21 protein-coding genes and 1 pseudogene are annotated in these 25,512 nt (G+C 65.6%); 9 read left to right on the top strand and 13 right to left on the bottom strand.

Features of this window, described 5'->3' with window-relative positions; translation table 11 throughout:
- The first annotated feature begins 91 nt into the window (after window positions 1–91).
- From ACNJYD_RS03500 to ACNJYD_RS03485, 4 genes are all read left to right on the top strand, one after another.
- Window positions 92–1,129, top strand: coding sequence for an MBL fold metallo-hydrolase (locus ACNJYD_RS03500; protein WP_439365368.1), 1,038 nt, complete (start codon window positions 92–94; stop codon window positions 1,127–1,129).
- Window positions 1,130–1,214: 85 nt separating this feature from the next.
- A complete protein-coding gene (locus tag ACNJYD_RS03495; RefSeq protein WP_260381743.1) occupies window positions 1,215–1,388 on the top strand; it encodes a hypothetical protein in 174 nt (57 codons plus the stop codon).
- 136 nt (window positions 1,389–1,524) lie between these two features.
- A complete protein-coding gene (locus ACNJYD_RS03490) occupies window positions 1,525–2,730 on the top strand; it encodes an MFS transporter (protein ID WP_439365367.1) in 1,206 nt (401 codons plus the stop codon).
- A gap of 104 nt (window positions 2,731–2,834) precedes the next feature.
- The gene (locus ACNJYD_RS03485) at window positions 2,835–4,553 is read left to right on the top strand and encodes an N-acyl-D-amino-acid deacylase family protein (protein WP_439365366.1); all 1,719 of its coding nucleotides are present in this window, start codon (window positions 2,835–2,837) and stop codon (window positions 4,551–4,553) included.
- A 191-nt stretch (window positions 4,554–4,744) separates the two neighbouring features.
- Here ACNJYD_RS03485 and ACNJYD_RS03480 read toward each other — a convergent pair whose 3' ends face one another.
- Entirely contained in the window at window positions 4,745–6,070 is a 1,326-nt protein-coding gene (locus ACNJYD_RS03480) for an MFS transporter (RefSeq protein ID WP_439365365.1), read from the bottom strand.
- Window positions 6,071–6,330: 260 nt separating this feature from the next.
- On the opposite strand from ACNJYD_RS03480, the gene ACNJYD_RS03475 reads away from it, so the two are divergent.
- The 4 genes from ACNJYD_RS03475 to ACNJYD_RS03460 are packed head-to-tail and all read left to right on the top strand — an operon-like array spanning window position 6,331 to window position 10,934.
- The gene (locus ACNJYD_RS03475; RefSeq protein WP_439365364.1) at window positions 6,331–6,984 is read left to right on the top strand and encodes an ABC transporter ATP-binding protein; all 654 of its coding nucleotides are present in this window, start codon (window positions 6,331–6,333) and stop codon (window positions 6,982–6,984) included.
- Window positions 6,981–9,443 (top strand): FtsX-like permease family protein, encoded by a 2,463-nt coding sequence (locus ACNJYD_RS03470; RefSeq protein ID WP_439365363.1) that lies wholly within the window; start codon window positions 6,981–6,983, stop codon window positions 9,441–9,443. The genes ACNJYD_RS03475 and ACNJYD_RS03470 overlap by 4 nt, the downstream gene beginning before the upstream one ends.
- On the top strand, window positions 9,433–10,515 hold the full coding sequence (locus ACNJYD_RS03465; protein WP_439365362.1) for a lipocalin-like domain-containing protein: 1,083 nt from the start codon (window positions 9,433–9,435) through the stop codon (window positions 10,513–10,515). The genes ACNJYD_RS03470 and ACNJYD_RS03465 overlap by 11 nt, the downstream gene beginning before the upstream one ends.
- Before the next feature lie 29 nt (window positions 10,516–10,544).
- The gene (locus ACNJYD_RS03460; protein WP_271505875.1) at window positions 10,545–10,934 is read left to right on the top strand and encodes an MAPEG family protein; all 390 of its coding nucleotides are present in this window, start codon (window positions 10,545–10,547) and stop codon (window positions 10,932–10,934) included.
- A 62-nt stretch (window positions 10,935–10,996) separates the two neighbouring features.
- Here the strand turns inward: ACNJYD_RS03460 and ACNJYD_RS03455 are convergent, their stop codons facing one another.
- The 10 genes and pseudogenes from ACNJYD_RS03455 to cobS form a co-directional block, all read right to left on the bottom strand.
- Window positions 10,997–12,187 (bottom strand): ABC transporter substrate-binding protein, encoded by a 1,191-nt coding sequence (locus tag ACNJYD_RS03455; RefSeq protein ID WP_172786557.1) that lies wholly within the window; start codon window positions 12,185–12,187, stop codon window positions 10,997–10,999.
- A 280-nt stretch (window positions 12,188–12,467) separates the two neighbouring features.
- On the bottom strand, window positions 12,468–15,635 hold the full coding sequence (locus tag ACNJYD_RS03450) for an efflux RND transporter permease subunit (RefSeq protein ID WP_439365361.1): 3,168 nt from the start codon (window positions 15,633–15,635) through the stop codon (window positions 12,468–12,470).
- Window positions 15,632–16,831 (bottom strand): efflux RND transporter periplasmic adaptor subunit, encoded by a 1,200-nt coding sequence (locus ACNJYD_RS03445; protein WP_439365360.1) that lies wholly within the window; start codon window positions 16,829–16,831, stop codon window positions 15,632–15,634. The genes ACNJYD_RS03450 and ACNJYD_RS03445 overlap by 4 nt, the downstream gene beginning before the upstream one ends.
- 283 nt (window positions 16,832–17,114) lie before the next feature.
- Window positions 17,115–17,522, bottom strand: a complete 408-nt coding sequence (locus ACNJYD_RS03440; RefSeq protein WP_172786554.1) for a hypothetical protein — start codon at window positions 17,520–17,522, stop codon at window positions 17,115–17,117.
- 204 nt (window positions 17,523–17,726) lie between these two features.
- Window positions 17,727–18,839 carry an NADH:flavin oxidoreductase/NADH oxidase gene (locus ACNJYD_RS03435; RefSeq protein WP_439365359.1) on the bottom strand — a complete coding sequence of 371 codons (1,113 nt, stop codon included), beginning with the start codon at window positions 18,837–18,839 and terminating at the stop codon, window positions 17,727–17,729.
- Window positions 18,840–19,072: 233 nt separating this feature from the next.
- Window positions 19,073–20,158 (bottom strand): esterase-like activity of phytase family protein, encoded by a 1,086-nt coding sequence (locus tag ACNJYD_RS03430; protein ID WP_439365358.1) that lies wholly within the window; start codon window positions 20,156–20,158, stop codon window positions 19,073–19,075.
- Window positions 20,155–22,062 carry a cobaltochelatase subunit CobT gene (gene cobT, locus ACNJYD_RS03425; RefSeq protein ID WP_172786551.1) on the bottom strand — a complete coding sequence of 636 codons (1,908 nt, stop codon included), beginning with the start codon at window positions 22,060–22,062 and terminating at the stop codon, window positions 20,155–20,157. The genes ACNJYD_RS03430 and cobT overlap by 4 nt, the downstream gene beginning before the upstream one ends.
- Window positions 22,059–22,325: pseudogene (locus ACNJYD_RS03420) on the bottom strand (GNAT family N-acetyltransferase); the annotation flags it as partial. The pseudogene ACNJYD_RS03420 and the gene cobT, both read right to left, overlap by 4 nt.
- Entirely contained in the window at window positions 22,229–22,468 is a 240-nt protein-coding gene (locus ACNJYD_RS03415; RefSeq protein WP_439365357.1) for a hypothetical protein, read from the bottom strand. The gene ACNJYD_RS03415 and the pseudogene ACNJYD_RS03420, both read right to left, overlap by 97 nt.
- A gap of 4 nt (window positions 22,469–22,472) precedes the next feature.
- Complete coding sequence (cobS, locus tag ACNJYD_RS03410; protein WP_172786549.1) at window positions 22,473–23,471, bottom strand: cobaltochelatase subunit CobS; 999 nt, start codon at window positions 23,469–23,471, stop codon at window positions 22,473–22,475.
- 294 nt (window positions 23,472–23,765) lie between these two features.
- Between cobS and ACNJYD_RS03405 the strand changes: the two genes are divergently transcribed.
- Window positions 23,766–24,422 (top strand): DedA family protein, encoded by a 657-nt coding sequence (locus ACNJYD_RS03405; protein WP_212258910.1) that lies wholly within the window; start codon window positions 23,766–23,768, stop codon window positions 24,420–24,422.
- Here ACNJYD_RS03405 and ACNJYD_RS03400 read toward each other — a convergent pair.
- Together ACNJYD_RS03400 and ACNJYD_RS03395 are read right to left on the bottom strand one after the other, a co-directional pair.
- Window positions 24,419–24,799 (bottom strand): nuclear transport factor 2 family protein, encoded by a 381-nt coding sequence (locus ACNJYD_RS03400; RefSeq protein WP_439365356.1) that lies wholly within the window; start codon window positions 24,797–24,799, stop codon window positions 24,419–24,421. The two genes, ACNJYD_RS03405 and ACNJYD_RS03400, sit on opposite strands and share 4 nt — an antisense overlap.
- A gap of 43 nt (window positions 24,800–24,842) precedes the next feature.
- Window positions 24,843–25,445: an NADPH-dependent F420 reductase gene (locus ACNJYD_RS03395; protein ID WP_439365355.1), complete on the bottom strand. Its 603-nt coding sequence runs from the start codon at window positions 25,443–25,445 to the stop codon at window positions 24,843–24,845.
- Between the last annotated feature and the right edge of the window lie 67 nt (window positions 25,446–25,512).

Genomic DNA, 25,512 nt, shown 5'->3' with positions numbered 1-25,512 from the left:
CTAGATTTGGCTGTTCACGCAGTGAATTGCTTCTCTTTTGGACCCATACCGTAGTAGAATCTTGGAAGTCAGTTCCAAGCCGGGTCCTGCCATGATCTTCCGCCAGCTCTTCGACAGCGTTTCGGGCACCTACAGCTACGTCCTCGCCAGCCGCCCCGGCGGCGAGGCGCTGATTCTCGACCCTGTGCTGGAGAAGGTCGACCGCTACTGCCAATTGCTGCGCGAGCTCGACCTCAAGCTGGTCAAGGCGGTCGACACGCATCTGCATGCCGACCACGTCACCGGCCTCGGCGAGCTGCGCGATCGCACCCATTGCATGACCGTGATGGGCGACCAGACCAAGGCCGACGTCGTCGCCATGCGGGTGGCGGACGGCGACAAGGTGACGATCGAGGGCCTGTCGCTCGACGTGATGTACACGCCGGGCCACACCGACGATTCCTATTCCTATTTGATGGGCGACCGCGTCTTCACCGGCGACACGCTGCTGATCCGCGGCACCGGCCGCACCGATTTCCAGAACGGCTCGGCGCGCGCGCAATACGATTCGATCTTCAACCGTCTTTTGAAGCTGCCGGACGAAACGATGGTGTTTCCGGCCCACGACTACAAGGGCGATACCGTCTCCACCATCGGCGAGGAAAAGCGCTACAATCCGCGGCTCCAGGTGCGCTCGGTCGACGAATATGTCGAGCTGATGGCCAACCTGAAGCTGCCCAATCCGAAGATGATGGACGTGGCGATCCCCGCCAACATGCATGTCGGCCTGCATCAGGAGGAGCTGGAGAAGGAAGGCCGCGCGCTCAGCGCGATCGAGGCGATCCGCAGCCTCGGCCGGCCCGACATCCTGCTCGTGGACTTGCGCGAGACCAATGAGCGGATGAAGCACGGCATGCTCGAAGGCGCGCTGCACACGCCCTATCCCTCTGTGGAGGAAAGCCTCAAGCCCGGCGGCATGCTGCGCGAGGTCGCGGCCGCAACGGGGCGCCGCGTCGTGTTCTTCTGCGCCTTCGGCGAACGCTCGGCGATGGCCGTTGCGGCTGCAAAGGAAGCGGGGCTTCTCAACAGCGCACATATCGCCGGCGGCCTCGATGCCTGGAAGAAGGCAGGCGGGCCGGTGGTGCACTGACGACCTCGTCGCCCCTTGAGATAAATCAGGCGCCGCACATATTTGGCGGTACATTCGGATGCAGCATCACCATCCGGGACCCGCCATGACCAAGACCGCAAAGCCGAGCGAACCACCCAAGATCGCCGAGAACAAGGCCGCGGATAAGAAGGCGAAGAAGCCCTCCTCCCGCCGTGCGAACGATGACGACGATTACGAAGACGGCGACATCGCGACGCCGAAACGCGACCGCTATGGCCCTGACGACGAGCCGTTCTGAGTGGGAACGCCGATTTTGATCGCGCGCTAGCGGGATGGCGCCCCGCCCGCACTACCTGCCATGCGCGTGCGTTCATGGACAAATAACCGCCCTCCCCGATAGTTTGCCGGTCCATCGGGAGTGAAACGGAACTGCAATGGTCGACGTTCTCGCCGCACCGCAGCAAGGCAAGGCGGACAGTGCGCTGCGCACGCTCACCGGCATCTCGATCGCGCATTGGGTCAGCCATTTCCATCTGCTGGTCCTGCCGATGCTGTTCCCGTTCCTGAAGGAGAAGCTCGGCGTCGGCTATGTCGAGCTCGGCTTCTCGCTGACCACGCTTGCCGTCGTCTCCGGCCTGACGCAGGCGCCGACCGGCTATCTCGTCGACCATTTTGGCGCGCGCAAGATCCTGCTTGTAGGGCTGACGCTCGGCGGCTGCGCGCTGATCCTGCTCGGCCTGCACCTCAGCTACGCTGCGCTGATCGCCTGTGCCGTGCTGCTCGGGCTCGCCAACAGCGTCTATCATCCTGCCGACTACGCGATCCTGGCCGAGCACATGGACGAGGCGCGGATGGGCCGCGCCTTCTCGGTCCACACCTTTGCCGGCTATCTCGGCGGCGCGGTGACGCCGGCGATCGTGGCGGCACTGGTCACGGTGTGGGGCGGCGTCGGCGCACTGATCGCCTCCGGCGCGATCGCCATTCTGGTGGCGGTGTTGCTGGTGGCCATGGGCATCCCCGAGGCCGGCGCGCACAAGAAGAAGCCGGGCAGCGAGAGCGCGCCGAAGCAGGCCGTCATCACCCCGGCGCTGATTACGCTGACCGCGCTGTTCATGCTGCTCAGCCTGTCGGTCGCCGGCATCAACAATTTCGGCGTGGTGGCGCTGATGAGCGGCTACGGCACGTCCTATTCGATCGCCAATATCGCCCTGACTGCGTTCCTCGCAGCCAGCGCCGCGGGCGTGCTCGCCGGCGGCTTCCTCGCGGACCGCACCGCGCGTCACGGCTATGTCGCCGCGGCCTGCTTCGCCGCGAATGCGGTCATCGTGCTGCTGATCGCGCTGGTGACGCTGCCGGGCTGGGCCCTGACGGCGACGATGGCGACCGCAGGCTTCCTCTCCGGCGTGATCGCGCCGTCGCGGGACATGCTGGTGCGCAATGCCGCGCCTGCGGGTGCCGCGGGGCGCGCCTTCGGCATCGTCTCCACCGGCTTCAACCTCGGTGGCATCGTCTCACCGCTGCTGTTCGGCTGGATCATGGACCAGAGCGCGCCGCATTGGGTGTTCGGCGCGTCCGTGATCTTCATGCTGGCGACAGTGGTGCTGTCGCCGTTCACCGAGCGGCGGGCGGCGAAGGCGTAGCCAAGGTTCATCTGTCGTCGCCGCGAAGGCCCGGATCGGCGCGCGCTGAAAGCGCGCTTGTCCGGGACGACGAAAACAAGCAAGAAAAAACGGGAAGAAACACCATGAGCAATCCTGATCTCGTGATCCGCGGCGCCAATGTCGCGGACGGAAGCGGCGGCGAGCTGTTCGAGGCCGACGTCGCCATCACCGCTGGCAAGATCAGCGAAGTCGGGAAGGTGTCCGCGAAAGGCCGCGAAGAGATCGACGCGCGCGGCAAGCTCGTGACGCCGGGCTTCGTCGACGTGCACACCCATTACGACGGGCAGGTCACCTGGAGCCAGGACATCACGCCGTCGTCGCAGAACGGCGTCACCACCGCGATCATGGGCAATTGCGGCGTCGGCTTTGCGCCGTGCAAGCCTGCCGACCACACCCGCCTGATCCAGCTGATGGAGGGCGTCGAGGACATTCCTGAGCCGGTGCTGAGTGCCGGCATTCCCTGGGCCTGGGAGAGCTTTCCGGACTACATGAACTGGCTCGGCAAGCGCGATTTCGACATCGACGTCGGCGCGCAGCTGCCGCATGCCGCGCTGCGCGTCTATGTCATGGGCGAGCGCGGCGCACGCCGCGATCCCTCGACGCCTGAGGACAACGCGGCGATGGCGAAGCTCGCGGGCGAGGCCGTGCGCGCGGGCGCGCTCGGCTTCTCGACCTCGCGCACGCTCAACCACCGCACCTCGACCGGCGATTTCACGCCGACCCTGAAGGCCGGCGAGGACGAGCTCACCGCGATTGCCGGCGCGATGCACCGGCAGGGGCGCAGCGTGCTGCAATTCGTGCTCGACCTCTCCACCATCCACGAAGACCTGCCGATGATGCTGCGGGTGGCGGACAGCACAAAATGCCCGATCTCGTTCTCGATCACGCAGAACGACAAGGCGCCAAACCGCTGGCGCCAGACGCTGGACGAGATCAATGCAGCGGCCAGGCGCGGCCTCTCCATCACCGCGCAGATCGCAGCCCGGCCCGTCGGCCTCCTGCTCGGGCTCGAGCTTTCGCGCAATCCGTTCCAGACCCATCCGAGCTACAAGGCGATCGCGCACCTGCCGTTGAAGGAGCGGCTGATGCAGCTGCGTCAAGCCGACATGCGCAAGGCGATCCTGAGCGAGACGGCGACTGCGACCGACGATCCGCTGTTCTTCCGGCCCAACTACGACAAGATGTTTTTGCTCGGCGATCCCCCCGACTACGAGCAGCCGCCGGAGAACGCGCTGGGGCCGCGGGCGCGCCAGCAGGGAAGGCAGCCGGAGGAGCTCGCGTACGAGGCCATGCTGTCGGACGACGGGCGCGGCATGCTCTACGTGCCGTTCCTGAACTATTCCGATGGCAATCTCGATGCGACGCGCGAGATGCTGCTCGATCCGCAATCGGTGCCGGGCCTCTCCGACGGCGGCGCGCATTGCGGCATCATCTGCGATGCCAGCTTTCCGACCTATCTCTTGACGCACTGGACGCGTGACCGCACGCGCGGCGAGAAGCTGTCGATCCCGTTCGTGGTCGCCGCGCAGTCGCGCAAGACCGCGCTCTCGGTCGGCCTCACCGACCGCGGGCTCATTGCTCCCGGCTATAAAGCCGACGTCAACGTGATCGACTACGACCGGCTGCATCTGCATCCGCCGAAGGTGCATTACGACCTGCCGGTCGGCGGTCGGCGGCTGTTGCAGGATGTCGACGGCTATGAGGCGACGATCGTCTCGGGCGTGGTGACGCGGCGGCACGGCGAAGCCACCGGGCGGCGGCCGGGCAAGCTGATTCGTGGCGCGCAGGAGATGGCGAGCTAGCGAGGCGACCGCTTACCCTCCCCTGGAGGGGGAGGGTCGGCTCATATGGAGCGCAGCGACATGTGAGACGGGGTGGGGTGACAGCTCTCCACCGATACGGTGCCCGAGCGGAGAGATCACCCCACCCCGCTCGCGCTTTGCGCGATCGACCCTCCCCCTCCAGGGGAGGGTAAGAAAGAGCGCGCCTCCCCTTACGTCGGCGACACCGCGCCCTTCAGCGTTGTGCCCTGCGCCGCCGCACCGCGGGTCAGCCTGGCCTTCTCCGTGTTCGGCCACAGCAGCAGCAGGCCGATGACGCCGGAGCCAATCATGACCGCCGCGTTGATGGTGAAGCCGGTCAGGTAGCCGTCGAGCATGGTGCCGGCGCGCTGGATCACGGTGCCCATCACGCTCGGCGCGATGATCCCTGAGAGCGTGTAAAGCGCGCCGTAGATCGCGATCACCGCGCCGCGCTGCGAGGCCGGGGTGAACTCGCCGAGCATCGGCGGGCAGACCACGTAGATCGCACCGCACAGGCCGGAGCCGACGACGAGCAGCGCGATCTGCAGGCCGGCGCCCTCGACATGCGCCATCGCGGTGAGGATCAGGCCGCCAATGATCAGCGGCACCGAGCCGAGCACGCCGCGCGAGATGCGCGTAGTGTAGCCGCGCGCCATCATCACCTGCGAGATCCAGCCGGTGAGGATGACGATGGTGGCGCCGAACACCCAGGGCAGGATCGAGATGAAGCCGGCCTGGCTCTGCGAGAAGCCGAGCCCCTTGACGATGAAGGGCGTGAACCAGGTGAGGCCGAGCGACAGCGCCCAATAGGCGCCGAAGGTCGCGATCACGCAGCCGAGGAAGGTGCGCGAGGTCAGCAGCTGCACGTACGGAATCTTCGGCTCGGTGGCGGCCAGGACCTCGGTATCCTCCAGCGGGCCTTCCTTGCCGAGCGCGAGCCAGGCCGCGACCCAGATCAGGCCGACGATTCCGAGCGCACCGAAGGCGTAGTGCCAGGAATGGTTGACGATGATCCAGTTCAGCGCCGGCACCGCGAGGATGACGCCGAAGGCCGAGCCCTGCGACAGGATCGCGGTCGGCAGCGTGCGCTTCTCGTCGGGGAACCATTTGTAGATCGCGTGCGCGGCGACCGAGAAGGCCGGGCCTTCGCCGGCCCCCAGCACGATGCGGCAGATCAGAAGCGTGGTGAAGGATACCGTGCCGACCATCGGGAACTGCGCCACCGCCCAGATCACCGCCAGCGTCAACAGCACCCAGCGCGTCGGCACCTTGTTGACGATGAAGCCAACCACGATGGCCGAGATCGAGAACAGGAAGAAGAACGAGGACCCGAGCAGGCCGAACTGCTCGGCGCTGAGCTTCATGTCGGTCATGATCGGCACGCCGGCGAGACCGACGACGATCTTGTCCGCGAAGTTCACCACCATGAAGAGAAAGAGGAGAAATGTAACGGTCCAGGCGCCCTGTGGCGTCTTGGTCGTTCTAGCCGCCACATTCGGCGTTCCCTGAGCGCTCATCATTCTCCCCGCATGTCTTTTTCGGCACTTTTTTGATTTGGCCGTCTTGGAAGCTAACAGCGGCTTCAGGGCCAACGCAACCCCGGCATTTCCGCATCAGGTGTGCTACGCAGCATTCTTACCTCTCCCCGTCGGGGAGAGGTCGATTTGCGTAGCAAATCGGGTGAGGGGCCTTGGGCTCTCAAGAGACCGTAACCCCTCACCCGCGCCTATGGCGCGACCTCTCCCTATGGGAGAGGTGGAAGAGAAGTGGCAGGCCCGTGCTGAGCATCCGAAACCTCTCAAAGACCTTCTCCTCGGCGGGCGAGCCCGTCCACGTTCTGCGCGGCGTCGACCTTGACCTCGGGGCTGGCGAGCGCGTCGCACTGACCGGTGAATCCGGCAGCGGCAAGAGCACGCTGCTGCACCTGATCGCCGGGCTCGATGCCGCCGACGGCGGCTCGATCCGGCTGGGCGACATCGAGGTCACCAAGCTCTCGGACACAGGACGGGCCAGCTTGCGCCGCGATCGCATCGGCCTGGTTTTTCAGCAATTCAACCTGATCCCGAGCCTCTCCGTCGCGGACAATCTCGCCTTCCAGGCCCGGATTGCCGGCCGGCATGATGCGGCCTGGACCAAGGAGCTTGTCGAGCGGCTCGGACTCGGCAGCCTGCTCAAGCGTTATCCAGAGCAAATATCCGGCGGCCAGCAGCAGCGGGTCGCGATCGGCCGGGCGCTGGCGACAAAGCCCTCGCTGCTGCTGGCGGACGAGCCGACCGGCAATCTCGACGAAGCCACTGCCGAGGAGGTGCTGGCACTGGCGCGCGATCTCGTCTCGCGCACCGGCTGCGGCTTCCTGATGGTGACGCACAGCCTGCATCTCGCCGCCACGCTCGACCGTCATCTCACGTTGCATGCAGGGCGCATTTCATGAGGCGCGCGCTCTGGGTTCTCGCCGTGCTGCTCAGCCATTGGCGGCGCCACAAGATGCAATTCGCGACGCTGCTCATCGGATTGATCGCTGCAACCGCGCTGTGGAGCGGGGTGCAGGCCATCAATCAGCAGGCCCGCAATGCCTATGACCGCGCCGCGGCGACATTCGGCGGCGTGCGCACGGCGATGCTGGCCGCTCCCAATGCGGCGACTTTCCCGCAGGAGCTGTTCGTAAAGCTCCGCCGCGCCAGCTGGCCGGTGTCGCCGATGCTGGAGGGACGTGTCCAGATCAACGGGCATTCGGTGCGGCTACTCGGTATCGAGCCGGTCACGCTGCCGGTCGACGTCGGCAATGCGCCGCGCCTGGGTGCCGCGGATCTCAGCAGCTTCGTTGCTCCGCCCGGCCAGACATTGGTGGCCCGGGAGACGCTGAGGGACTTGGAGCAAGCAGAAGGCGCGGCCCCGGCGATCAGCAGCGGCGCAAAGCTGCCGCCGCTGCGCGTCATGCCGCAACTCGCACCCGGTGTGCTCGTGGTCGATATCGGCGTGGCACAACGGCTGCTGAGCAAGCCCGACCAGGTCTCGCGGCTGCTGATCGGCAAGCCGAAGGGCAAGCCCGCACCGCTCGCGAGCGTCGTCGGCGAGCAGTTGCAGCTGATAGAGCCGAATGCGGAGACGGAGTTGGAGCGTCTCACCGACAGTTTTCATCTCAACCTCACCGCCTTCGGTCTGCTGTCGTTCTTCGTCGGCCTGTTCATCGTCAATTCTGCGGTGGGCCTTGCCTTCGAGCAGCGGCTGCCGATGCTGCGCACCTTGCGCGCCTGTGGCGCCTCGGCGCGACTGGTCAATACGTTGCTGGTGATCGAGCTGGTTGCACTGGCGCTGGCCGCAGGCCTGATCGGGCTCGCTTGCGGCTATTTCATCGCAGCCGCCCTGCTGCCCGATGTCGCGGCCTCGCTGCGCGGGCTCTATGGCGCGCAGATCCCGGGGCAGCTCAGCCTGCGAGGCGAATGGTGGCTCGCCGGCATCGGCATCAGCGTTGCGGGCGCGCTCGTGGCGGCGGCGACGAGCCTGATCAAGGCGATCAGGATGCCGGTGCTGGCGACGGCGCAGCCGGGCGCCTGGCAGCAGCGGCAACGCCGCTGGCTGATCCTGCAGAGCTGTGCGGCCTGCGCCGTGTTCGCCGTCGCGCTGATGCTGCTCCACTACGGGCAATCGCTGATCGCAGGGTTCGGCGTGCTGGCCGCGCTGATGTTCGGTGCGGCACTGATCCTGCCGGCCTTCCTCGACATCATCCTGCTCGTCGGTCAGCGCCTCGCGCGCGGCCCGCTCGCGCTGTGGTTCTGGGCGGACAGCCGGCAGCAGCTTTCCGGATTGTCGCTGGCGCTGATGGCGCTGCTGCTCGCGCTTGCCGTCAATGTCGGGGTCTCCACCATGGTCGAGACCTTCAGCCGCACCTTCATCGGCTGGCTCAACGGGCGGCTCGCCGCCGACGTCTACGTCAGCGCGTCCGACAATGCGCAGGGCGTCGCGATCCGCAACTGGCTGAAGAATCGCGGCGATGTTCAGGCGATCCTCTCGGGCGGACGCGCCGAAGCGCAGGTTCAGGGCCAGCCGGTGGAGCTGCTCGGCCTGCCCGATCACGCGCTCTATCGCGAGCGCTGGCCGCTGCTCGAGACCGCGCCGCGCGCCTGGACTCGGCTGGTGCCGGGCAATGCCGCCTTCATCAGCGAGCAATTGAGCCGCCGGCTGAACGTGCAGATCGGCGACGTCGTCGAGGTGCCGGCGCCGGGCGGGAGCTGGGAGCTCGACATCGTCGGCATCTATGCCGATTACGGCAACCCCAAGGGGCAGCTCACGGTGAACGTCGCCGCACTGCTCCGGCAGTTTCCGCAGACGCCGCAGACGCGGATCGGCCTGATCGTCGCGAGAGAGAATATCCCCGCCCTGATCGCGGCCTTGCAGAAGCAGTTCGGGCTCGACGACCGCAGCGTCGCCGACCAGGCGACGGTGAAGGCGGAATCGATCCGCATCTTCAACCGCACCTTTGCGGTGACGTCGGCGCTGAACGCCTTCACGCTCGGCGTCGCCGGCATCGCCTTGCTCACGAGCCTGCTGACGCTGGCGAACTCCCGACTGCCGCAGCTTGCGCCGCTGTGGGCGATCGGCCTGACGCGGCCGCGGCTTGCCGCGATCGAGCTGACCAAGACGCTCTCGGTCGCGCTGTTCACGGCGCTGCTGGCCGTGCCGCTCGGCCTTCTGGTCGCGTGGTGCCTGATTGCAATCGTGAACGTGAAAGCATTCGGCTGGCGACTGCCGTTCCACGTCTTCCCGTTGCAGCTGGTGGAGCTGGTCGCGGTGGCGCTCTTTGCCTCGCTGCTTGCGGCGCTGCTGCCGATGGTCCGGCTGGCGCGGATGCAGCCGGCGAATCTCGTCAAGGTGTTTGCCAATGAGCGCTGAAGCAATCACGCGACGCGCCTTCGCCGGCGGCATCGCTGCGCTGGCGCTCGCACGCCGCGCGGCCGCGCAGGGCTATGCCGGGCTCGGCGAGACAGCGGACGGCTTTGCGAAGGTGACGCCGGGAAGGACGTTCGACTTTCCGGCCGACCACGGACCGCATCCAGAGTTTCGTATCGAGTGGTGGTATCTCACGGCAAACCTCGTCGACGCGAGCGGTGCTCCTTGCGGCCTGCAATGGACGCTGTTCCGCCAGGCTTCGCAGCCGGGTCCGCAAGGCGAAGGCTGGGCCAATCAGCAGGTGTGGATGGCGCATGCGGCGGTGACGCGCGCCGACACCCACCGCTTCTCTGAGACGTTTTCACGCGGTGGCGTCGGGCAAGCCGGCGTGACGGCAAAACCGTTCGATGCCTGGATCGACGATTGGGAGATGAAGGGTCTCGAGCGCACCGACGATCGCACCTTGGCGCCGCTGAGGCTGAAGGCGTCCAGCACCGATTTCAGCTACGCACTGACGCTCGAGGCCGATCGTCCGGTCGTATTGCAGGGTGATCGCGGCTACAGCCGCAAGTCGGAGCGCGGGCAGGCTTCGTACTACTACAGCCAGCCGTTCTACCGTGCCCGCGGCACGCTCAGCATCGACGACAAGCCGGTCGATGTCTCGGGCCAGGCCTGGATGGACCGGGAATGGAGCAGCCAGCCGCTCGACGGCGACCAGACCGGCTGGGACTGGTTGTCACTGCATCTGTCATCCGGCGACAAGCTGATGCTGTACCGGCTGCGGCAGAAGGACGGTAAGGATTATCCGTTCGGCAATTGGATCAGCGCCAGCGGCGAGACGCAGATGATTGCAGGGAACGACATCCAGATGATGCCGAAGGCGACGGCGGAAGTCGCGGGACGCAAGCTGCCGGTGCAATGGGAGATCGCGATACCGTCGCGATCGTTCGCGATCCTGTGCAAGCCGCTCAATCCCAGAGCCTGGATGGGGACCGGCTTCTCGTACTGGGAAGGGCCAATCAGCTTTGCCGGCACGCATGACGGCGTTGGCTATCTCGAGCTGACCGGCTATTGAAGCGCGGCTTCTCTTCAAGGGGTTTCGCGATGTATCATCTCACCGCGCTCGTCACGCTGCTGGCGATCGCATTTTATTTCTTCACCGCCATCAACGTCTCACGCTCGCGCACCAAGACCGGCGTCAAAGTGCCTGCGATGGCGGGCCATCCGGATTTCGAGCGGGCCTTCCGCATCCAGATGAACACGCTGGAATGGATGCCGATTGTTCTGCCCGCGCTCTGGCTGTTCGCGATCTATGTCAGCGACGCCATCGCGGCGGGGATCGGCGCGATCTGGATCATCGGCCGTATCGTCTATTTCGTCGGCTATTCGCAAGCAGCGGCCAAGCGCGGCACGGGCTTCGCGATCCAGGCGCTCGCCGCCATGGCGCTGTGGGTCGGGGCGCTGGGAGCGGTGGTGTTGCGGTTGGTGAAGTGAAGCCCTGCATCACGCGGGCGCGTGTCCCGGGCACGCTGCAGCACGTCCGGGACACGACAGCGTCACTTCGTCAGCGGACAGCCGCTTTCCTTGGCGGTGAAGAAGGCCTTGTCACCGGGGACGGTGGCGAGCAGCTTGTAATAGTCCCAGGGCTTCTTCGACTCCGAGGGCTTCTTGACCTCGAACAGATACATGTCGTGGACCATGCGGCCGTTCTCGAGCACCTTGCCGCCCTGCGCGAAGTCGTCGTCGACCGGCAGCTCCTTCAGCTTCTTGGCGACGGCATCCGGATCCTTGGTGCCAGCGGCCTTAACCGCCTTCAGGTAGCTCAGCGTCGCCGAATAGGTGCCGGCGTGGATCATGCTCGGCATCCGCCCGGTGCGCTTGAGGAAGCGCTCGCCGAGATGGCGCGTCTTGTCGTTGAGATCCCAGTAATAGCCCTCGGTCAGCACCAGACCTTGCGCGGCCTGCAGGCCGAGGCCGTTGACTTCGGCGAGCGTCATCAGGAGGCCGGCGAGCTTCTGGCCACTGGCGACGATGCCGAATTCGGACGCCTGCTTGATCGAGTTGGTGGTGTCGAGGCCGGCATTGGCGAGGCCGACGATCTTCGCCTTCGAGCTCTGCGCCTGCAGAAGAAAGGAGGAGAAGTCCGACGAGTTGAGCGGCACGCGCACCGAGCCGACCACCTTGCCGCCATTGGCGGTGACGATCTCGCTGGTATCCTTCTCCAGCGCGTAGCCGAAGGCGTAGTCCGCGGTGAGGAAGAACCAGGTGTCGCCGCCGGCCTTGGTCAGCGCGCCGCCGGTGCCGACGCCGAGCGCGCGGGTGTCGTAGGCCCAGTGGAAACCGTAGGGCTGGCAGGCATCGCCTGTCAGCCGCGAGGTCGCGGCGCCGACGACGATGTCGATCTTCTTCTTTTCCTTGGAGAGCTCGTGGATCGCGAGCGCGACCGAGGAGGTCGTCAGCTCCGTGATCATGTCGACATTCTCAACGTCGTACCAGCGCCGCGCGATCGAGCTGGCCAGATCCGGCTTGTTCTGGTGGTCGGCAGTGACGAGCTCGATCTTCTGGCCGAGCACCTCGCCGCCGAAATCCTCGATCGCCATCTTGGCCGCTTCGACCGACCATTTGCCGCCGTAATCGGCATAGACGCCGGACTGGTCGTTGAGGATGCCGATCTTGACGCCTTGCGCGGATGCGGGAACCGCAATCAAGAGGGCCGAGGCCGCTGCGGCCCAAAGTGCTGATTTCATATGTTTATCTCCAGCATTCTTCTGTGAAATCGCGCGGATGATAGTGAAGAACCCCGCGTGCGCCCATCCATTTCATATTCGTCGTTAGTATGGGATTCTGCGCGCTCCGTCGTCCCGGGGCGCGCGTAGCGCGAGCCCGGGACCCATAACCACAGGATCGAGTCGGACGAAGACTCGGAGTTACCGCTTCGCCCAACGCTTTCTCCCTGGGGTTATGGGTCCCCGCCTTCGCGGGGACGACGGCGGAGAGTGAGGATAAGCCTGTGGCCACCACTTGCACTTAAGGGGCCACCACCTCCGGCTTCTTATCGCGCCGTCCTTCCGCGAGGTTCCGCACCACGACGTAGAAGATCGGCGTGAACAGCAGGCCGAACAGGGTGACGCCGATCATGCCGAAGAACACGGCGACGCCGACGGCCTGGCGCATCTCCGAGCCGGAGCCGGTCGAGATCACCAGCGGCAGCACGCCGAGGATGAAGGCGAAGGAGGTCATCAGGATCGGCCGCAAGCGCAAGCGGCAGGCGTCGATGACGGCCTCCAGCCGCGGCTTGCCTTCGTTCTCGATGTCGCGCGCGAACTCGACGATCAGGATCGCGTTCTTCGCCGCCAGTCCCACCAGCACCACGAAGCCGATCTGGGTGAGGATGTTGACGTCCTGGCCCATGATGCGCACCCCGATGGTGGCGGCTAGCAGGCACATCGGAACGATCAGGATCACCGCGAACGGCAGCGTCCAGCTGCCATATTGCGCGGCGAGCACGAGATAGACGAACAGCACGCAGATCGGAAATACGTAGAGCCCGGCATTGCCGCCGGTAATCTGCTGATAGGACAGGTCGGTCCATTCGAAGGTGAAGCCGCTCGGCAAGGTGTCGTTCGCGAGCTGCTTGATGGCGTTGAGCGCGGTGGTCGAGCTGGTGCCCGGCGCCGGCTCGCCCTGGAGCTCGGAGGCTGCGTAGAGATTGTAGCGCGCGACGCGGTCGGGCCCCGAGACGTCCTTGAACTCGACGACGCTGCCGAGCATCACCATATCGCCGGACGCATTGCGCGTGCGTAGGCGCGCAAGATCGCTCGGCTCTTTTCGGTACGGGAAGTCGGCCTGCGCGGTGACGTGATAGGTGCGGCCGAACAGGTTGAAGTCGTTGACATAGGTCGATCCGAAGTAGGTCTGGATCGTCTCGTTGATGTTGGAGATCGGCACGCCCAGCTTCTGCGCCTTGGTGCGGTCGATGTCGACGAAGAGCTGCGGCGTGTTGGCCGTGAACGGCGAGAACACTGCGGGACCGAGCAGCAAGGGCGATTTGCGCGCGGCGGCGACAAGCTCGTCGGTGGCCGCAGCGAGCATTTCAGGCCCGCGGCCCTGGCGGTCCTGGATGCGAATGGCAAAGCCGCCGCCGGTGCCGATACCGGGCACGGCCGGCGGCGGAATCACGATGATGAAGGCACCCTGGATCGCGGACAACCGCTTGCGCAGCTCGCCCGTGATGGCGGTGGCGGACAGGCCCTTCTTCAGCCGCACCTCCGGCTCGTCGAACACAGGGAATAGCGCCGCCGCATTGCCGGCCTGCGTGCGGGTGGCGCCGGAGAAACCGGCAAAGGCAGCGACGCGAACGATGCCCGGCGTATCCAGCGAGATCCGCTCGATCTCGCGCACGACCTCGGTGGTGCGCGCCAGCGACGCCGCGCCCGGCAATTGCACCGATATGATGACGTAGCCGCGATCCTGCGCCGGGATGAAGCCCTGCGGCGTGGTCGCGATCAGCCAGCCGGCGCTGCCGATCAGCACGACGTAGAACAGCAGCATCACCACCGAATGCCGGATCACGAAATTGGCGAGGCCGGCATAGCCATGCGAGAGCCGGTCGAACAAACGGTTGAACACGCCTGTGAACGCATTCCAGCCGCGCGCAATGACATTCCAGCTCGCCGGCGGCCGCTTCTCCTCATGCGGCGTGAGGATCTGCGAGGCCAGCGCGGGCGAGAGCGTCAGCGAGCAGAAGCAGGAGATCGCGGTCGCGACCGCGATGGTGACGGCGAACTGCTGGAAGAATTGCCCGGAAATGCCGCCGAGGAACGCGGTCGGCACGAACACCGCGCATAGCACCAGCGCAATCGAGACCAGCGCGCCGCCGACCTCCTCCATCGTCTTCAGCGCGGCATCGCGACGACTGAGGCCGTGCTCGAGATGGCGCTCGACATTCTCGACCACGACGATGGCGTCATCGACCACGATGCCGACGGCGAGGACGAGGCCGAACAGCGTGAGATTGTTGATGGAGAAGCCGAGCGCCGCCATCACCGCGAAGGTGCCGACCAGCGACACCGGGATCGCGATGATCGGAATGATCGCGGGCCGCCAGCCCTGCAGGAACACCAGCACGACGACGACCACGAGCAGCATGGCCTCGTAGATGGTCTTGATCAGCTCGTGGACGGACTGGGCGATGAACTCGGTCGGATTGTAGCCGATATTGTAGTCGAGGCCCTTGGGAAAGCTCTCCTTGAGCCTCGTCATGGTGTCGGAGATGTTTTTTGCGGTCGCGAGCGCGTTCGAGCCCGGCCGCTGCGTCACCAGCATGGCCACCGCCGACTTGCGCAGCAGGAAGCTGTTGGTGGAATAGGCCAGCGCCCCGAGCTCGATGCGGGCGACGTCGCGCAAGCGAACGACGCGGCCGTCGGAGCCTGCCTTGATCAGGATGTCCTCGAACTGCTTCTGGTCCTTCAACCGCCCGGTGAAGGTGAGGTTGGGCTGGAAGGCGCGGTCGACGATCGGCGGCTCGGCAATCTGGCCACCGGCGATCTGCACGTTCTGGGCGCGGATCGCCGCCAGCACCTCGGCCGAGGTCAGGCCGAGATTGGCGATCCGGTCAGGGTCGAGCCACAGCCGCATCGAATAGTCGCGCGCGCCGAAAATCTGGATGTCGCCGACGCCGTCGATGCGCAAGAGCTGGTCGCGGACCTGCAGCAGGGCGTAGTTCGAGATGTAGAGCTGGTCGAACGTGTCGTCAGGCGACAGCATGAACACGACCATCAGGATGTCGGGCGAGTTCTTGCGCGTGGTGACGCCGTTGCGCTGGACTTCTTCAGGGAGCCGCGGCTGCGCGATGGCGACGCGGTTCTGCACCAGCACTTGCGCCTTGTCGAGATCGGTGCCCAGCTTGAAGGTGACGGTGATGGTGAGCTGGCCGTTCGAGGTGGCCTGGCTGTAGAGGTACAGCATGTCCTCGACGCCGTTGATCTCCTGCTCGATGGGAGCTGCGACCGTGTCGGACACGGTCTGCGCCGAGGCGCCGGGATATTGCGTGGTGACGACGACGGTCGGCGGCACCACTTGCGGATATTCGGAGACCGGCAGCGTCGTGTAGGCGAGCGCGCCGACGATCAGGAGCACGATCGACAGCACCATCGCGAGGATGGGCTGGTTGATGGAGAGACGGCCGAGATTCATGGCTTGCCACCGGCTGGGGCTTGCGCGGTCTGGGGAGCGACCTTGGCGCCGACGCGGGCGCGCTGGATGCCGTTGACGATGACGCGGTCGTCGGCCTTCAGCCCGTCACGGATCACACGCAGGCCGTCGTCGAGTGGTCCGAGCACCACGGGGCGTGCCTCGACCGTGTCGTCAGGCTTGACCACGAAGACGATCTTGCGGGACTGGTCGGTCGCGATCGCAACGTCCGGAATCAGCAGCGCCTCGTAGGGCGCGCTGCCGATCAGGCGGACGCGGCCGAACTGGCCGGGCAGGATCGACAGATCGGTGTTCTTGACCACCGCGCGGCTGCGCAGCGTGCCGGTCGAGACGTCCAGCCGATTGTCGAGGAAATTGACGGTGCCCTCGTGCGACGGCTTGGTCTCGCCGGCGAGAGTCACTTGCACCGGGTTCGCCGTATCGCGCGAGCTTGGCCGCCGCCCCTCGAACCACAGCTTGCTGTATTTGATGAACGTTGCCTCATCCATGTCGAAATAGATGTAGATCGGATCGAGCGCGACGATCGACGTGAGCAGCGTCGAGGTGCCGGTGTCGCTGCCCTGCACGAGATTGCCGGGGCTGACGAGATGGCGGCTGACGCGGCCGGTCAGCGGCGCAGCAACATGCGTGAACTCGATGTTGAGCTTGGCAGCCTTCAGCGCGCCTTCGGCCTGCATCTCGGCGGCGTGCGCGGCCTGCAGGGCCTGGCGGCGCTGGTCGACGACCTGCTCGGAGACTGCGCTGGTCTGCACCAAATTCAGACCACGATCGAGCTCGCGCTTGGCAAGCTCCACTCTTGCCCGTGCGTCGGACAGCTGGCCCTCCGCCTGAGTGGCCACCGCCTCGAACGGGCGCGGATCGATCACGTAGAGCAGATCACCCTGACGCACGATGGCGCCGTCCTGAAACTCGACCGAGTTGACGAAACCGCCGACCCGCGGCCGCACCTGGACCTCCTCCACCGCCTCGAAGCGGCCGGTGAACTCGTCCCAATCGGTGACCGTGCGCTTGACCGGCTGGGCGACCGTCACCGGCGGTGGTGGCGGGGCCGCAGCCTGCGATGCCGGCTTGTCGCAGCCGGACAGGGCGAATGCCGCGGCGAGAAGCCCGGCGATTGCGCTGACCTGAACGAAATCGTGCTTTTTGATTAACTGCCTGCTTCCGTCCGGTCCGCTCATCCCCAGGTCCTCGCATCCAAGCCGCAGGAAATGCAGGGTACGCCTCTACCTGCGGGCGTCACAAGATGGGCAGCAAAGATGAACTCTTCAAGACCGATGCGCGTGCAATGCTTCGAACGATGCCCTGACCGGATGACGGGTTGACAGGGAGAGAGACGATGCCGTGCAAGGCCGTCGAGGCTGGCCAGACCCTGCCGTGAAGGACCGGGCTCTCGGACTTGCGAGCTTTTCCCGAGGCCATCATCGAGATGCCCGCTTCAGGCGGGCGCGTCATGAGAGAGAGCTACTTCCGCAGCCTGGCCTTGGCGCCGGCGACGATCTGCATGGCGACGCCGGCAATCCAGCCGACGAGGACGAGCCAGGTCCAGGCCATGTGCGGATCGAGCCGGAGCACGATCACGGCAACCGAGGCAAAGGCGGTGAGCGTGGCGCACAGCGTGCCGGCGGCGCTCATGAGCTCGGCGGCATCGATCTGGCTGTGCGCATCGTCGAAAGGCATCTGCGGCGTGTCGATGCCGAGATAGAAGCCGATGCCGCCGAGCAGCATCATCAGCAGCAGGAAGCCCTGCGTGGTGAGAGTGGGGATCGCCGAGCCGACATAGGCGCCGACGAACAATCCGCACGCGGCCCCCGCCATGGCAAGACCGACGCGCTCGAACACATGGGCGGTTTTACGAACACGAAAATGCATGGCCAGCCTCCGCGAGGCGTTGAGTGTGAGAGGTTAGGCCAGTTTTGCGGTGGGTGGAAGGCGAGGAGTTTTACGGATGCGTGACGGGGGTGAGAGCGAGCGCAACACACTCAGCAATCGTCCCGGACAAGCGCGCGGAGCGGAGCGCAGATCATCCGGGACGACAGCGGAGCTTATAGCGCCGTCATCGCACCACATTCGCCCTCACCGCGCCCCGAACGTGGTCTTGCCGAACAGCGCCTTCTGCGTCGAGGGCTGCGAGCGCCAATATTGCGGCGGCGCCTCGACCATTCCGCCGAGCTCGGCGGCGGCGTGCCAGCCCCAGCGCGGATCGTAGAGCAGGCCGCGGGCAATCGCGACCATGTCGGCCTTGCCCGATGCGACGATCTCCTCGGCGTGCCTCGGCTCGGTGATGAGGCCGACGGCGATGGTGGGCAGGCCGGTCTCGCGCTTGATCGCCTCTGCAAACTGCACCTGATAACCGGGACCGAGCGGAATTTTCTGCAGCGGCGAGACGCCGCCGGAGGACGCATCGATCCAGTCGACGCCGTGCGCCTTCAGCGCGTTCGCGAATTCGATGGTTTGCGCCAGATCCCAGCCGCCCTCGACCCAGTCGGTCGAGGACACCCGTATGCCGACCGGCTTGTCAGCGGGGAACGCGGCGCGCACCGCGTCGAACACCTCCAGCGGAAAGCGCATGCGGTTCTCGAGGCTGCCGCCATATTCATCGGTGCGCTTGTTGGAGATCGGCGAAAGGAATTGATGAATCAGATAGCCATGCGCGCCATGGACCTCGATAGCGTCGATGCCGAGCCGCGCGGCGCGCTTGGTCGAATCGACGAAGGCCTCGCGGATGCGCTTCAGGCCCACCGCATCCAGTGCCAGCGGGGCGGCCTCGCCCTCCTTGTGCGGCACCGCCGACGGCGCCACCGTCCGCCAGCCGCCCTGCCCTTCCGGAATCAATTGGCCGCCGTCCCAGGGGCGCGCGCTCGAAGCCTTGCGGCCGGCATGGGCGAGCTGCATCGCGATCGCGGTGGAGGAATGCTTGCGCACCGAATTGAGGATCTGATGCAGCGCGGCCTCGCAGGCATCGCTGTAGAGCCCGAGGCACCCCGGCGTGATGCGGCCGATCGCCTCGACATGCGTCGCCTCGATGCAGAACATCGCCGCGCCCGACAGGCTGAGATTGTTGATGTGGGTGAAGTGCCAGTCGGTGGCGACGCCGTCCTCGGCCGAATATTGGCACATCGGCGACACCACGAGGCGGTTCTTCAAGGTCAGGCCGCGCAGCTTGATCGGGGAAAACAGGGCGCTCATGCGGGGAGTTCCGGAGGATGGAGGATGATGATGGGAGTGTAGTGACGGACGCGCGGATTGCTAGTTGCGCGGCGGGAATGGGGGGTACCCACAGCGTGCATTTCCGCAATGCCGGTTTGACGCGAGCCGGACTTCCCATCGTCATTGCGAGCGCAGCGAAGCAATCCAGTCTGCCGCCCCGGAAAGATTCTGGATTGCTTCGCTGCGCTCGCAATGACGGGAGAGAGACTACCCTACTCCGCCAGCGTGAATTGCAGCAGCAGGGTTCGCTGCAGCATCGAGAAATTGTCGTCGGAGATCAGGGTCAGCACCGTCTCCCCCTCGGCCGTGGCGTGGGCGTCGATGCCTTCCATGTTGTCGATCTCGTGGCCGAGATCGGCGGCGAACAGCGCGGGGCCATCGACCAGCGCACCGGGCGCGATTGCTTTCAGCGGGATCGCGCGGATGCGGATGTTGACGCCGGTGAACCAGGAGAATTTGCGTTCGAGGATGAGCAGTTCGCCGGAGGGCAGCAGCACGGCATCGCTGATGTCGTATTTCTCGGTCCGCCGCACGCTGAACTGGCCGGGCGTGGGACCGCCGATCAGGAAGGCGACGAGGTTGCCGTCGGCATCGAGCCCGCGCTCGGAGAAGGCGATCAGGGTGCCGGCGAGCGGCAGGTTCTGGTCTTTGCCCTTGGGCACGACGACCATCGCCTCCAGCCCCTTGTTGGAGGGCAGCTTGCGCAAGGCGGCTGGGACGGCAATCATCTCGCCACGGGCGCGGGTGCCGCCCTTGGCAAAATCGTAGCGCAGGATCTGGTTGACGCGCTCGAGCCCGACATAGACGAGGCTGCCGTCGCGCGCGATCGATTCCGAATCCCACCAGAGGTGCTTTTCCGTGATCGGCCGCCCTTCGGCGCCGAGCAGCGGCGCGGCCTCGACGTCGGCAAGGCCGACCATGTCGCGGCCGGAATAGCGGATGCTGCCGGTGAACCAGCCGCCCTGGTCGGAGATCGCGAGGAAACGCTCGCCCTTGCCGTCGAGGAAGCGGAGGCCTGACAAGCCGCCGAAGCCGCGATAGGGCGAGGTCAGCACCAGGCCGCTGCGATAGTCCAGCGAGCCGAAGCGCGTGCGCGTGCGGTCGCGCGGCTCGAAATTGGGAATGCTGCGCGCGTTGACCTCGACGCTGACGGGCGCCGCGACGGCGTGCTCGACCTGAAGCGGGCGCGGTGGCGGCTCGGTCGCGGCTTGCGCCTGCGCGAACCTGGAGACTGCGAATGTGGAGAATCCCGCCGCGGCGTGCCTGAGAAAGCTGCGGCGGGATGCAATCGTGCTCACGAATGCAATTTGCGTCGCGGGCGACCGGCCGCTTGCGTTGGCGCCGTGTTGGTCTCGCTGAAGAGCTCGGCGAGTTTTTCGGTGATCGCGCCGCCGAGCTCCTCGGCGTCCACGATCGTCACGGCGCGGCGATAATAGCGTGTCACGTCATGGCCGATGCCGATCGCGATCAGCTCGACCGGCGAGCGGGTCTCGATCTCCTCGATGATGTGGCGCAGATGCCGCTCGAGGTAGTTGCCGGGATTGACCGACAGCGTGGAATCGTCGACCGGCGCGCCGTCCGAGATCATCATCAGGATCTTGCGCTGCTCGGGCCGGCCGAGCAGGCGCTTGTGCGCCCAGTCGAGCGCCTCGCCGTCGATGTTCTCCTTCAGCAGCCCCTCGCGCATCATCAGGCCGAGATTTTTCCGCGCACGGCGCCAGGGGGCGTCCGCCGACTTGTAGATGATGTGGCGGAGATCGTTGAGGCGGCCGGGATTGGCCGGCTTGCCGGCGGCAAGCCACGCCTCACGCGATTGCCCGCCCTTCCAGGCGCGCGTGGTAAATCCCAAAATCTCGACCTTGACGCCGCAACGCTCCAGCGTGCGCGCGAGGATGTCGGCGCAGGTCGCCGCGACCGTGATCGGGCGGCCGCGCATCGAGCCGGAATTGTCGAGCAGCAGCGTCACCACGGTGTCGCGGAAGGTCGCCTCCTTCTCGTGCATGAAGGACAGCGGATGATAGGGATCGGTGACGACGCGCGACAGGCGCGCAGGGTCGAGGATGCCCTCTTCGAGGTCGAACTCCCAGGCGCGGTTCTGCTGCGCCATCAGGCGGCGCTGCAGCCGGTTGGCGAGACGGGCGACGATGCCTTGCAGATGTGCGAGCTGCTTGTCGAGATAGGCGCGCAGCCGCTCCAGCTCGTCATGGTCGCAGAGATCCTCGGCGGCGATGACCTCGTCGAATTTCGGCGCGAAGGCGTGATATTCCGGCCCGCGCGGCTCGTTCCTGCCGTGCTGGTTCGGGCGCGTCGCCTCGCCCGGCGTCTCGTCGTCACCAAGCTCGCCGTCGTCGAAGGTGTCGGAGGTCGAGGCCTGCGCGCTTTCCATCGCGCTCTCGCTCATCTCCTCGGATGTTGCCTGCGCCTGGTCGGCGCTCATCTCTTGCGCGGCATCGGAATCGGGCGAGCCCTCGGCGCCGGACTGGTCATTGTCGCCGTCCTGGTTCTCCTCGTTCTCGTCGTTGTCCTCGCTGTCGGCGTTGCGCTCGTCGCCGAGCTCGAGCGCGGACAACAGATCATGCACGGCATCGCCGAACTTGGTCTGATCCTCGAGCACGCCGTCGAGCCGGTCGAGCCGCCTGCCGATCTTGTCTTCGAGGATCGGCCGCCAGAGGTCGACCATCTTCTTGGCCGCCGTCGGCGGCGCCATGCCGGTGAGGCGCTCGCGCACCAGCATCGCCAGCGCGTCCGCCAGCGGCGCGTCGGCGCGGTCGGTGATCTCGTCGAACTTGCCGCGGTGGAAATGGTCGTCGAGCATCGCGGTGAGGTTCTTGGCAACGCCCGCCATGCGGCGCGCGCCGATCGCCTCGACGCGGGCCTGCTCCACCGCCTCGAACACGCCGCGCGCCTGCGGATTGCCGGGCATCAGCTTGCGATGAACCTTGGGATCGTGACAGGCGATCTTGAGCGCGATCGAATCGGCGTGGCCGCGCACGATGGCGGCGTCACGCTTGGTCATCTTGCGCGCCGGCTCCGGAAGCCGCGCCTTGCCGGGCGCCAGGCCCGGCCGCTCGGCGGCGAAGGAGACATCGAGCTCGGGCGATTTCGCGATCGCCTTGAGACAGGAGGCGACCGAGCGCTTGAACGGCTCGGTCGGCGCTTCCTTGTTGTTGCGGAATTTGGAGTTGGATGATGATGTGCTCATAGCGACTTCGTAAACGAATGGCGCGTCACGCCGCCGGGATAGCCGTCGATGGTGCCGAATTCCTGGTACCCGCAAGAACGATAGAAGCCCGGCGCCTGGAAACTCATCGTATCGACATGGGCCCGGATCGCGCCGAGCCGTCTTGCCTCGTCCTCGATCGCCGCGATCAGCTTCGTGCCGTGACCCTTGCCGCGCTGCTTCTGGTCGATCCAGAATACTGGATGAACAGAACCGTGGACCAGAGTTGCCCGACGATGCCGCCGACGATCTTGCGGCCGTCCTTCAGCGAAACCGCGATGCTCCTGACCTTCTGCTTCCCAAACTTCTCGTCGTTGTAAGCGCCGAGACCGGCGAGCACAGCCTTCTTGGTGGTACCAATGGTGCGCTCGACGGTGATGGTTTGCATGGGGTCAGCTGAGCGCCACGTTGACCGCCGATTCCGGCAGCTCCGCATTGAAGCAGCGCTGATAGAACTCGGCGACCAGGGGACGCTCGAGCTCGTCGCACTTGTTGAGGAAGGTGACGCGGAAGGCGAAGCCGATATCGCCGAAGATATCGGAATTTTCCGCCCAGGTGATCACCGTGCGCGGGCTCATCACCGTCGACAGATCGCCATTGGCGAAGGCGTTACGGGTGAGATCGGCAAGGCGCACCATCTTGTTGACGATGTCGCGGCCTTCCTGGGTGCGATAATGCTTGGCCTTGGCCAGCACGATCTCGACTTCCTCGTCGTGGCTGAGATAGTTCAGCGTGGTGACGATCGACCAGCGGTCCATCTGGCCCTGGTTGATCTGCTGGGTGCCGTGATAGAGGCCCGAGGTGTCGCCGAGGCCGACCGTGTTGGCGGTCGCGAACAGGCGGAACGCCGGATGCGGCTTGATCACCTTGTTCTGGTCCAGGAGCGTCAGGCGTCCGGAGACTTCCAGCACGCGCTGGATCACGAACATCACGTCCGGGCGGCCGGCGTCGTATTCGTCGAACACCAGCGCGACGTTGTTCTGCAGCGCCCAGGGCAGGATGCCGTCGCGGAATTCGGTGACCTGCTTGCCGTCGCGGACCACGATGGAGTCCTTGCCGACGAGGTCGATACGGCTGATGTGGCTGTCGAGATTGACGCGCACGCAGGGCCAGTTCAGGCGTGCCGCGACCTGCTCGATATGGGTGGATTTGCCGGTGCCGTGATAGCCGGTCACCATCACGCGGCGGTTGCGGGCAAAGCCGGCGAGAATGGCGAGCGTGGTGGCGCGGTCGAAGCGGTAATCGGAATCGACTTCGGGCACGTGAGGATCGACTTCGGAATAGGCCGGCACTTCGAGATCGCTGTCGATCCCGAACACCTGGCGCACCGACACCTTCATGTCGGGCTGACCGGAAACTTCCTCAACTTTGGACAGGGCGGCGGTCGTCATCAATCCTCCGAGGTCCCGGGCGGTCCCGAAACCGGTTATTCGCACGTTGGCTGCGGCTGGGTGCTGAAAATCAACCTATCAGAGACAACGAGCCGGCAGAAGCCCGCCCACCAATCAAAGTTCCGTTGTCTTTTCATTTAGATAGGCAAGGAGCGCGGTTTTTGGAGGGCTGCCTTGCGAATCACGCCCAAATTCGGGCGGGTCGCGCCGTTCCGTGCGAATGGTTACTTTGGCCGTATGCGGTTACTTATGTAGGGTCCGAAGCTCCCATGCTCCAGCCCTTCAAGAGACGACGTGACGTCCTTTCTCGATCCCCTCATCGCCTTCGTCTCCGCCCATCCGTGGCTGGCCTACCTGACCCTGTTCCTGGCGGCGCTGCTCGAAGCCGTTCCGGTGGTGGGATCGGTGATTCCCGGCTCGACCATCATCCTGGCGCTGAGCGCCCTGGTCCCCGGCGGCGAATTGCAGTTGCCGTGGGTGCTGCTCGCGGCCGCAGCCGGCGCCGTGCTCGGTGACGGGTCGGCCTATTGGATCGGGCATAGGCGGCAGCGGGAAATCCTCAACACCTGGCCGCTGACCAATTATCCGCGCCTGGTCGCCGAGAGCGAGAATTTCTTCCACCGCTTCGGCACCTGGGCCGTGTTCTTCGCCCGCTTCGTGCCGCCGATCCGCGCCTTCGTGCCGGTGACCGCCGGCGCGCTGGGCATGGCGCCCGCGAAATTCTATGCCGTGAACATCCCGGCGATCCTGGCCTGGGCGCCGGCGCATGTGCTGCCCGGCGTGCTGGCCGTGTCGGCGCTGCACGAATATGCCGGGCTGCATCATCACGGACATGTCGGCAAGCACGTTTGGATCTTGACGGTGGTAGCCGTCGCGATCGTGCTGGGCGTAGCCGTGTGGATCTATCGCCGGCGGAATGGTGATGTCGCGGCGAAGACGCCGCAGGCCTAGTTCGGCAGCGGCGGATTGAGCAACACCCAGAGCCGCGAGATTTTACCACCTTCGACTTCGGCTACGTCGGCTCCGGTCACTGCAATAGGGCCTTGCTCGGGTCCGGCATGCCAGGCCAGACGCGCCAAGCCATGATGCCCGACCGCAACCCCATCGGGTACGAACCTGAATGTCGGTCCGAACTGCTTCAGAAGCTCTCCGGCGACGCGCGATATCTCCAGGCGTCCCCGAACGATCTTCGTCGGCTCGTACATGACGGGCTCTTCAACGAACAACTCGGCAATGGCGGTCTGCCGCTTGTCCTCGTCCCGCTCGTTGAACACGCGCTCCAAATTGGCCCGTAGAAGTCGGTCGAAATCGATATCATTGGTGGTCATCTCGCAGCCTTTCTCATCTCGTTGGAGAACATCCTCGAAGCCATCAGCCGAACTTGACCAGGTTCAGCGCCGGAAGCGGACCGCCCGGAAACTGGGTCAGCCTGGCTCCGACCGCGAGCGAACCGAGATCGATGCCAAAGAATCCGAGCCGGCCGATCAGCGCGCCGACACTTGCCTTCGCATCGGCGTCGTCGCCCGAGTAGAACAGCACGCGCTTGCCGCCGTCGCTCGCCGGGTCTGTTGCGAGGAGCTGCGCCAAGAGGTGATTGAACGCCTTCACCACCCGCGCACCTTGCACCAGATCGGCGAAAACTTCGGACGAGGCGCGACCACCGAGCTCCGCCGGCTTGAACAGCGGCGCCTCGATCGGATTGTTGGCGTCAACGACGATGCGCCCGCCGAATGGCGGCAGGCCGGCAAGCGCATCAGGCAGCTTCGACCAGTTGACCGCAACGAAGACGATATCCTTGGCCGCAGCTTCCTCGCGGGTGCCGGCGATCACGAGCGGACCGATCTCGGCCACGGTCGTCCTAAGACTGTCCGGGCCGCGGCTGTTGGACAGGGTCGCGGCGATGCCATTGCGCGCCAGTGCCTGGGCGATTGCGCGGCCAATATTGCCTGCGCCGATGATGCCGATGGTGGACATGGAATGCTCCGAGCTGTTTGGGATCAGGCGAGCTGATCGGTGGCCCAGAGATGACCCAAACATTGCC

Source organism: Bradyrhizobium sp. SPXBL-02 (genome assembly GCF_051853065.1).
Classification (GTDB): Bacteria; Pseudomonadota; Alphaproteobacteria; order Rhizobiales; family Xanthobacteraceae; genus Bradyrhizobium.
The sequence above is the reverse complement of the archived record's forward strand: the minus strand, read 5'-3'. Positions and strand labels throughout refer to the sequence as shown.

Bases quoted from the DNA above. Each gene is read 5' to 3' on its own strand.
- ACNJYD_RS03500 (WP_439365368.1), top strand. From the start codon at position 92: ATGATCTTCCGCCAGCTCTTCGACAGCGTTTCGGGCACCTACAGCTAC.
- ACNJYD_RS03495 (WP_260381743.1), top strand. From the start codon at position 1,215: ATGACCAAGACCGCAAAGCCGAGCGAACCACCCAAGATCGCCGAGAAC.
- ACNJYD_RS03490 (WP_439365367.1), top strand. From the start codon at position 1,525: ATGGTCGACGTTCTCGCCGCACCGCAGCAAGGCAAGGCGGACAGTGCG.
- ACNJYD_RS03485 (WP_439365366.1), top strand. From the start codon at position 2,835: ATGAGCAATCCTGATCTCGTGATCCGCGGCGCCAATGTCGCGGACGGA.
- ACNJYD_RS03480 (WP_439365365.1), bottom strand. From the start codon at position 6,070: ATGAGCGCTCAGGGAACGCCGAATGTGGCGGCTAGAACGACCAAGACG.
- ACNJYD_RS03470 (WP_439365363.1), top strand. From the start codon at position 6,981: ATGAGGCGCGCGCTCTGGGTTCTCGCCGTGCTGCTCAGCCATTGGCGG.
- ACNJYD_RS03465 (WP_439365362.1), top strand. From the start codon at position 9,433: ATGAGCGCTGAAGCAATCACGCGACGCGCCTTCGCCGGCGGCATCGCT.
- ACNJYD_RS03460 (WP_271505875.1), top strand. From the start codon at position 10,545: ATGTATCATCTCACCGCGCTCGTCACGCTGCTGGCGATCGCATTTTAT.
- ACNJYD_RS03455 (WP_172786557.1), bottom strand. From the start codon at position 12,187: ATGAAATCAGCACTTTGGGCCGCAGCGGCCTCGGCCCTCTTGATTGCG.
- ACNJYD_RS03450 (WP_439365361.1), bottom strand. From the start codon at position 15,635: ATGAATCTCGGCCGTCTCTCCATCAACCAGCCCATCCTCGCGATGGTG.
- ACNJYD_RS03445 (WP_439365360.1), bottom strand. From the start codon at position 16,831: ATGAGCGGACCGGACGGAAGCAGGCAGTTAATCAAAAAGCACGATTTC.
- ACNJYD_RS03440 (WP_172786554.1), bottom strand. From the start codon at position 17,522: ATGCATTTTCGTGTTCGTAAAACCGCCCATGTGTTCGAGCGCGTCGGT.
- ACNJYD_RS03435 (WP_439365359.1), bottom strand. From the start codon at position 18,839: ATGAGCGCCCTGTTTTCCCCGATCAAGCTGCGCGGCCTGACCTTGAAG.
- cobT (WP_172786551.1), bottom strand. From the start codon at position 22,062: ATGAGCACATCATCATCCAACTCCAAATTCCGCAACAACAAGGAAGCG.
- ACNJYD_RS03415 (WP_439365357.1), bottom strand. From the start codon at position 22,468: ATGCAAACCATCACCGTCGAGCGCACCATTGGTACCACCAAGAAGGCT.
- cobS (WP_172786549.1), bottom strand. From the start codon at position 23,471: ATGACGACCGCCGCCCTGTCCAAAGTTGAGGAAGTTTCCGGTCAGCCC.
- ACNJYD_RS03400 (WP_439365356.1), bottom strand. From the start codon at position 24,799: ATGACCACCAATGATATCGATTTCGACCGACTTCTACGGGCCAATTTG.
- ACNJYD_RS03395 (WP_439365355.1), bottom strand. From the start codon at position 25,445: ATGTCCACCATCGGCATCATCGGCGCAGGCAATATTGGCCGCGCAATC.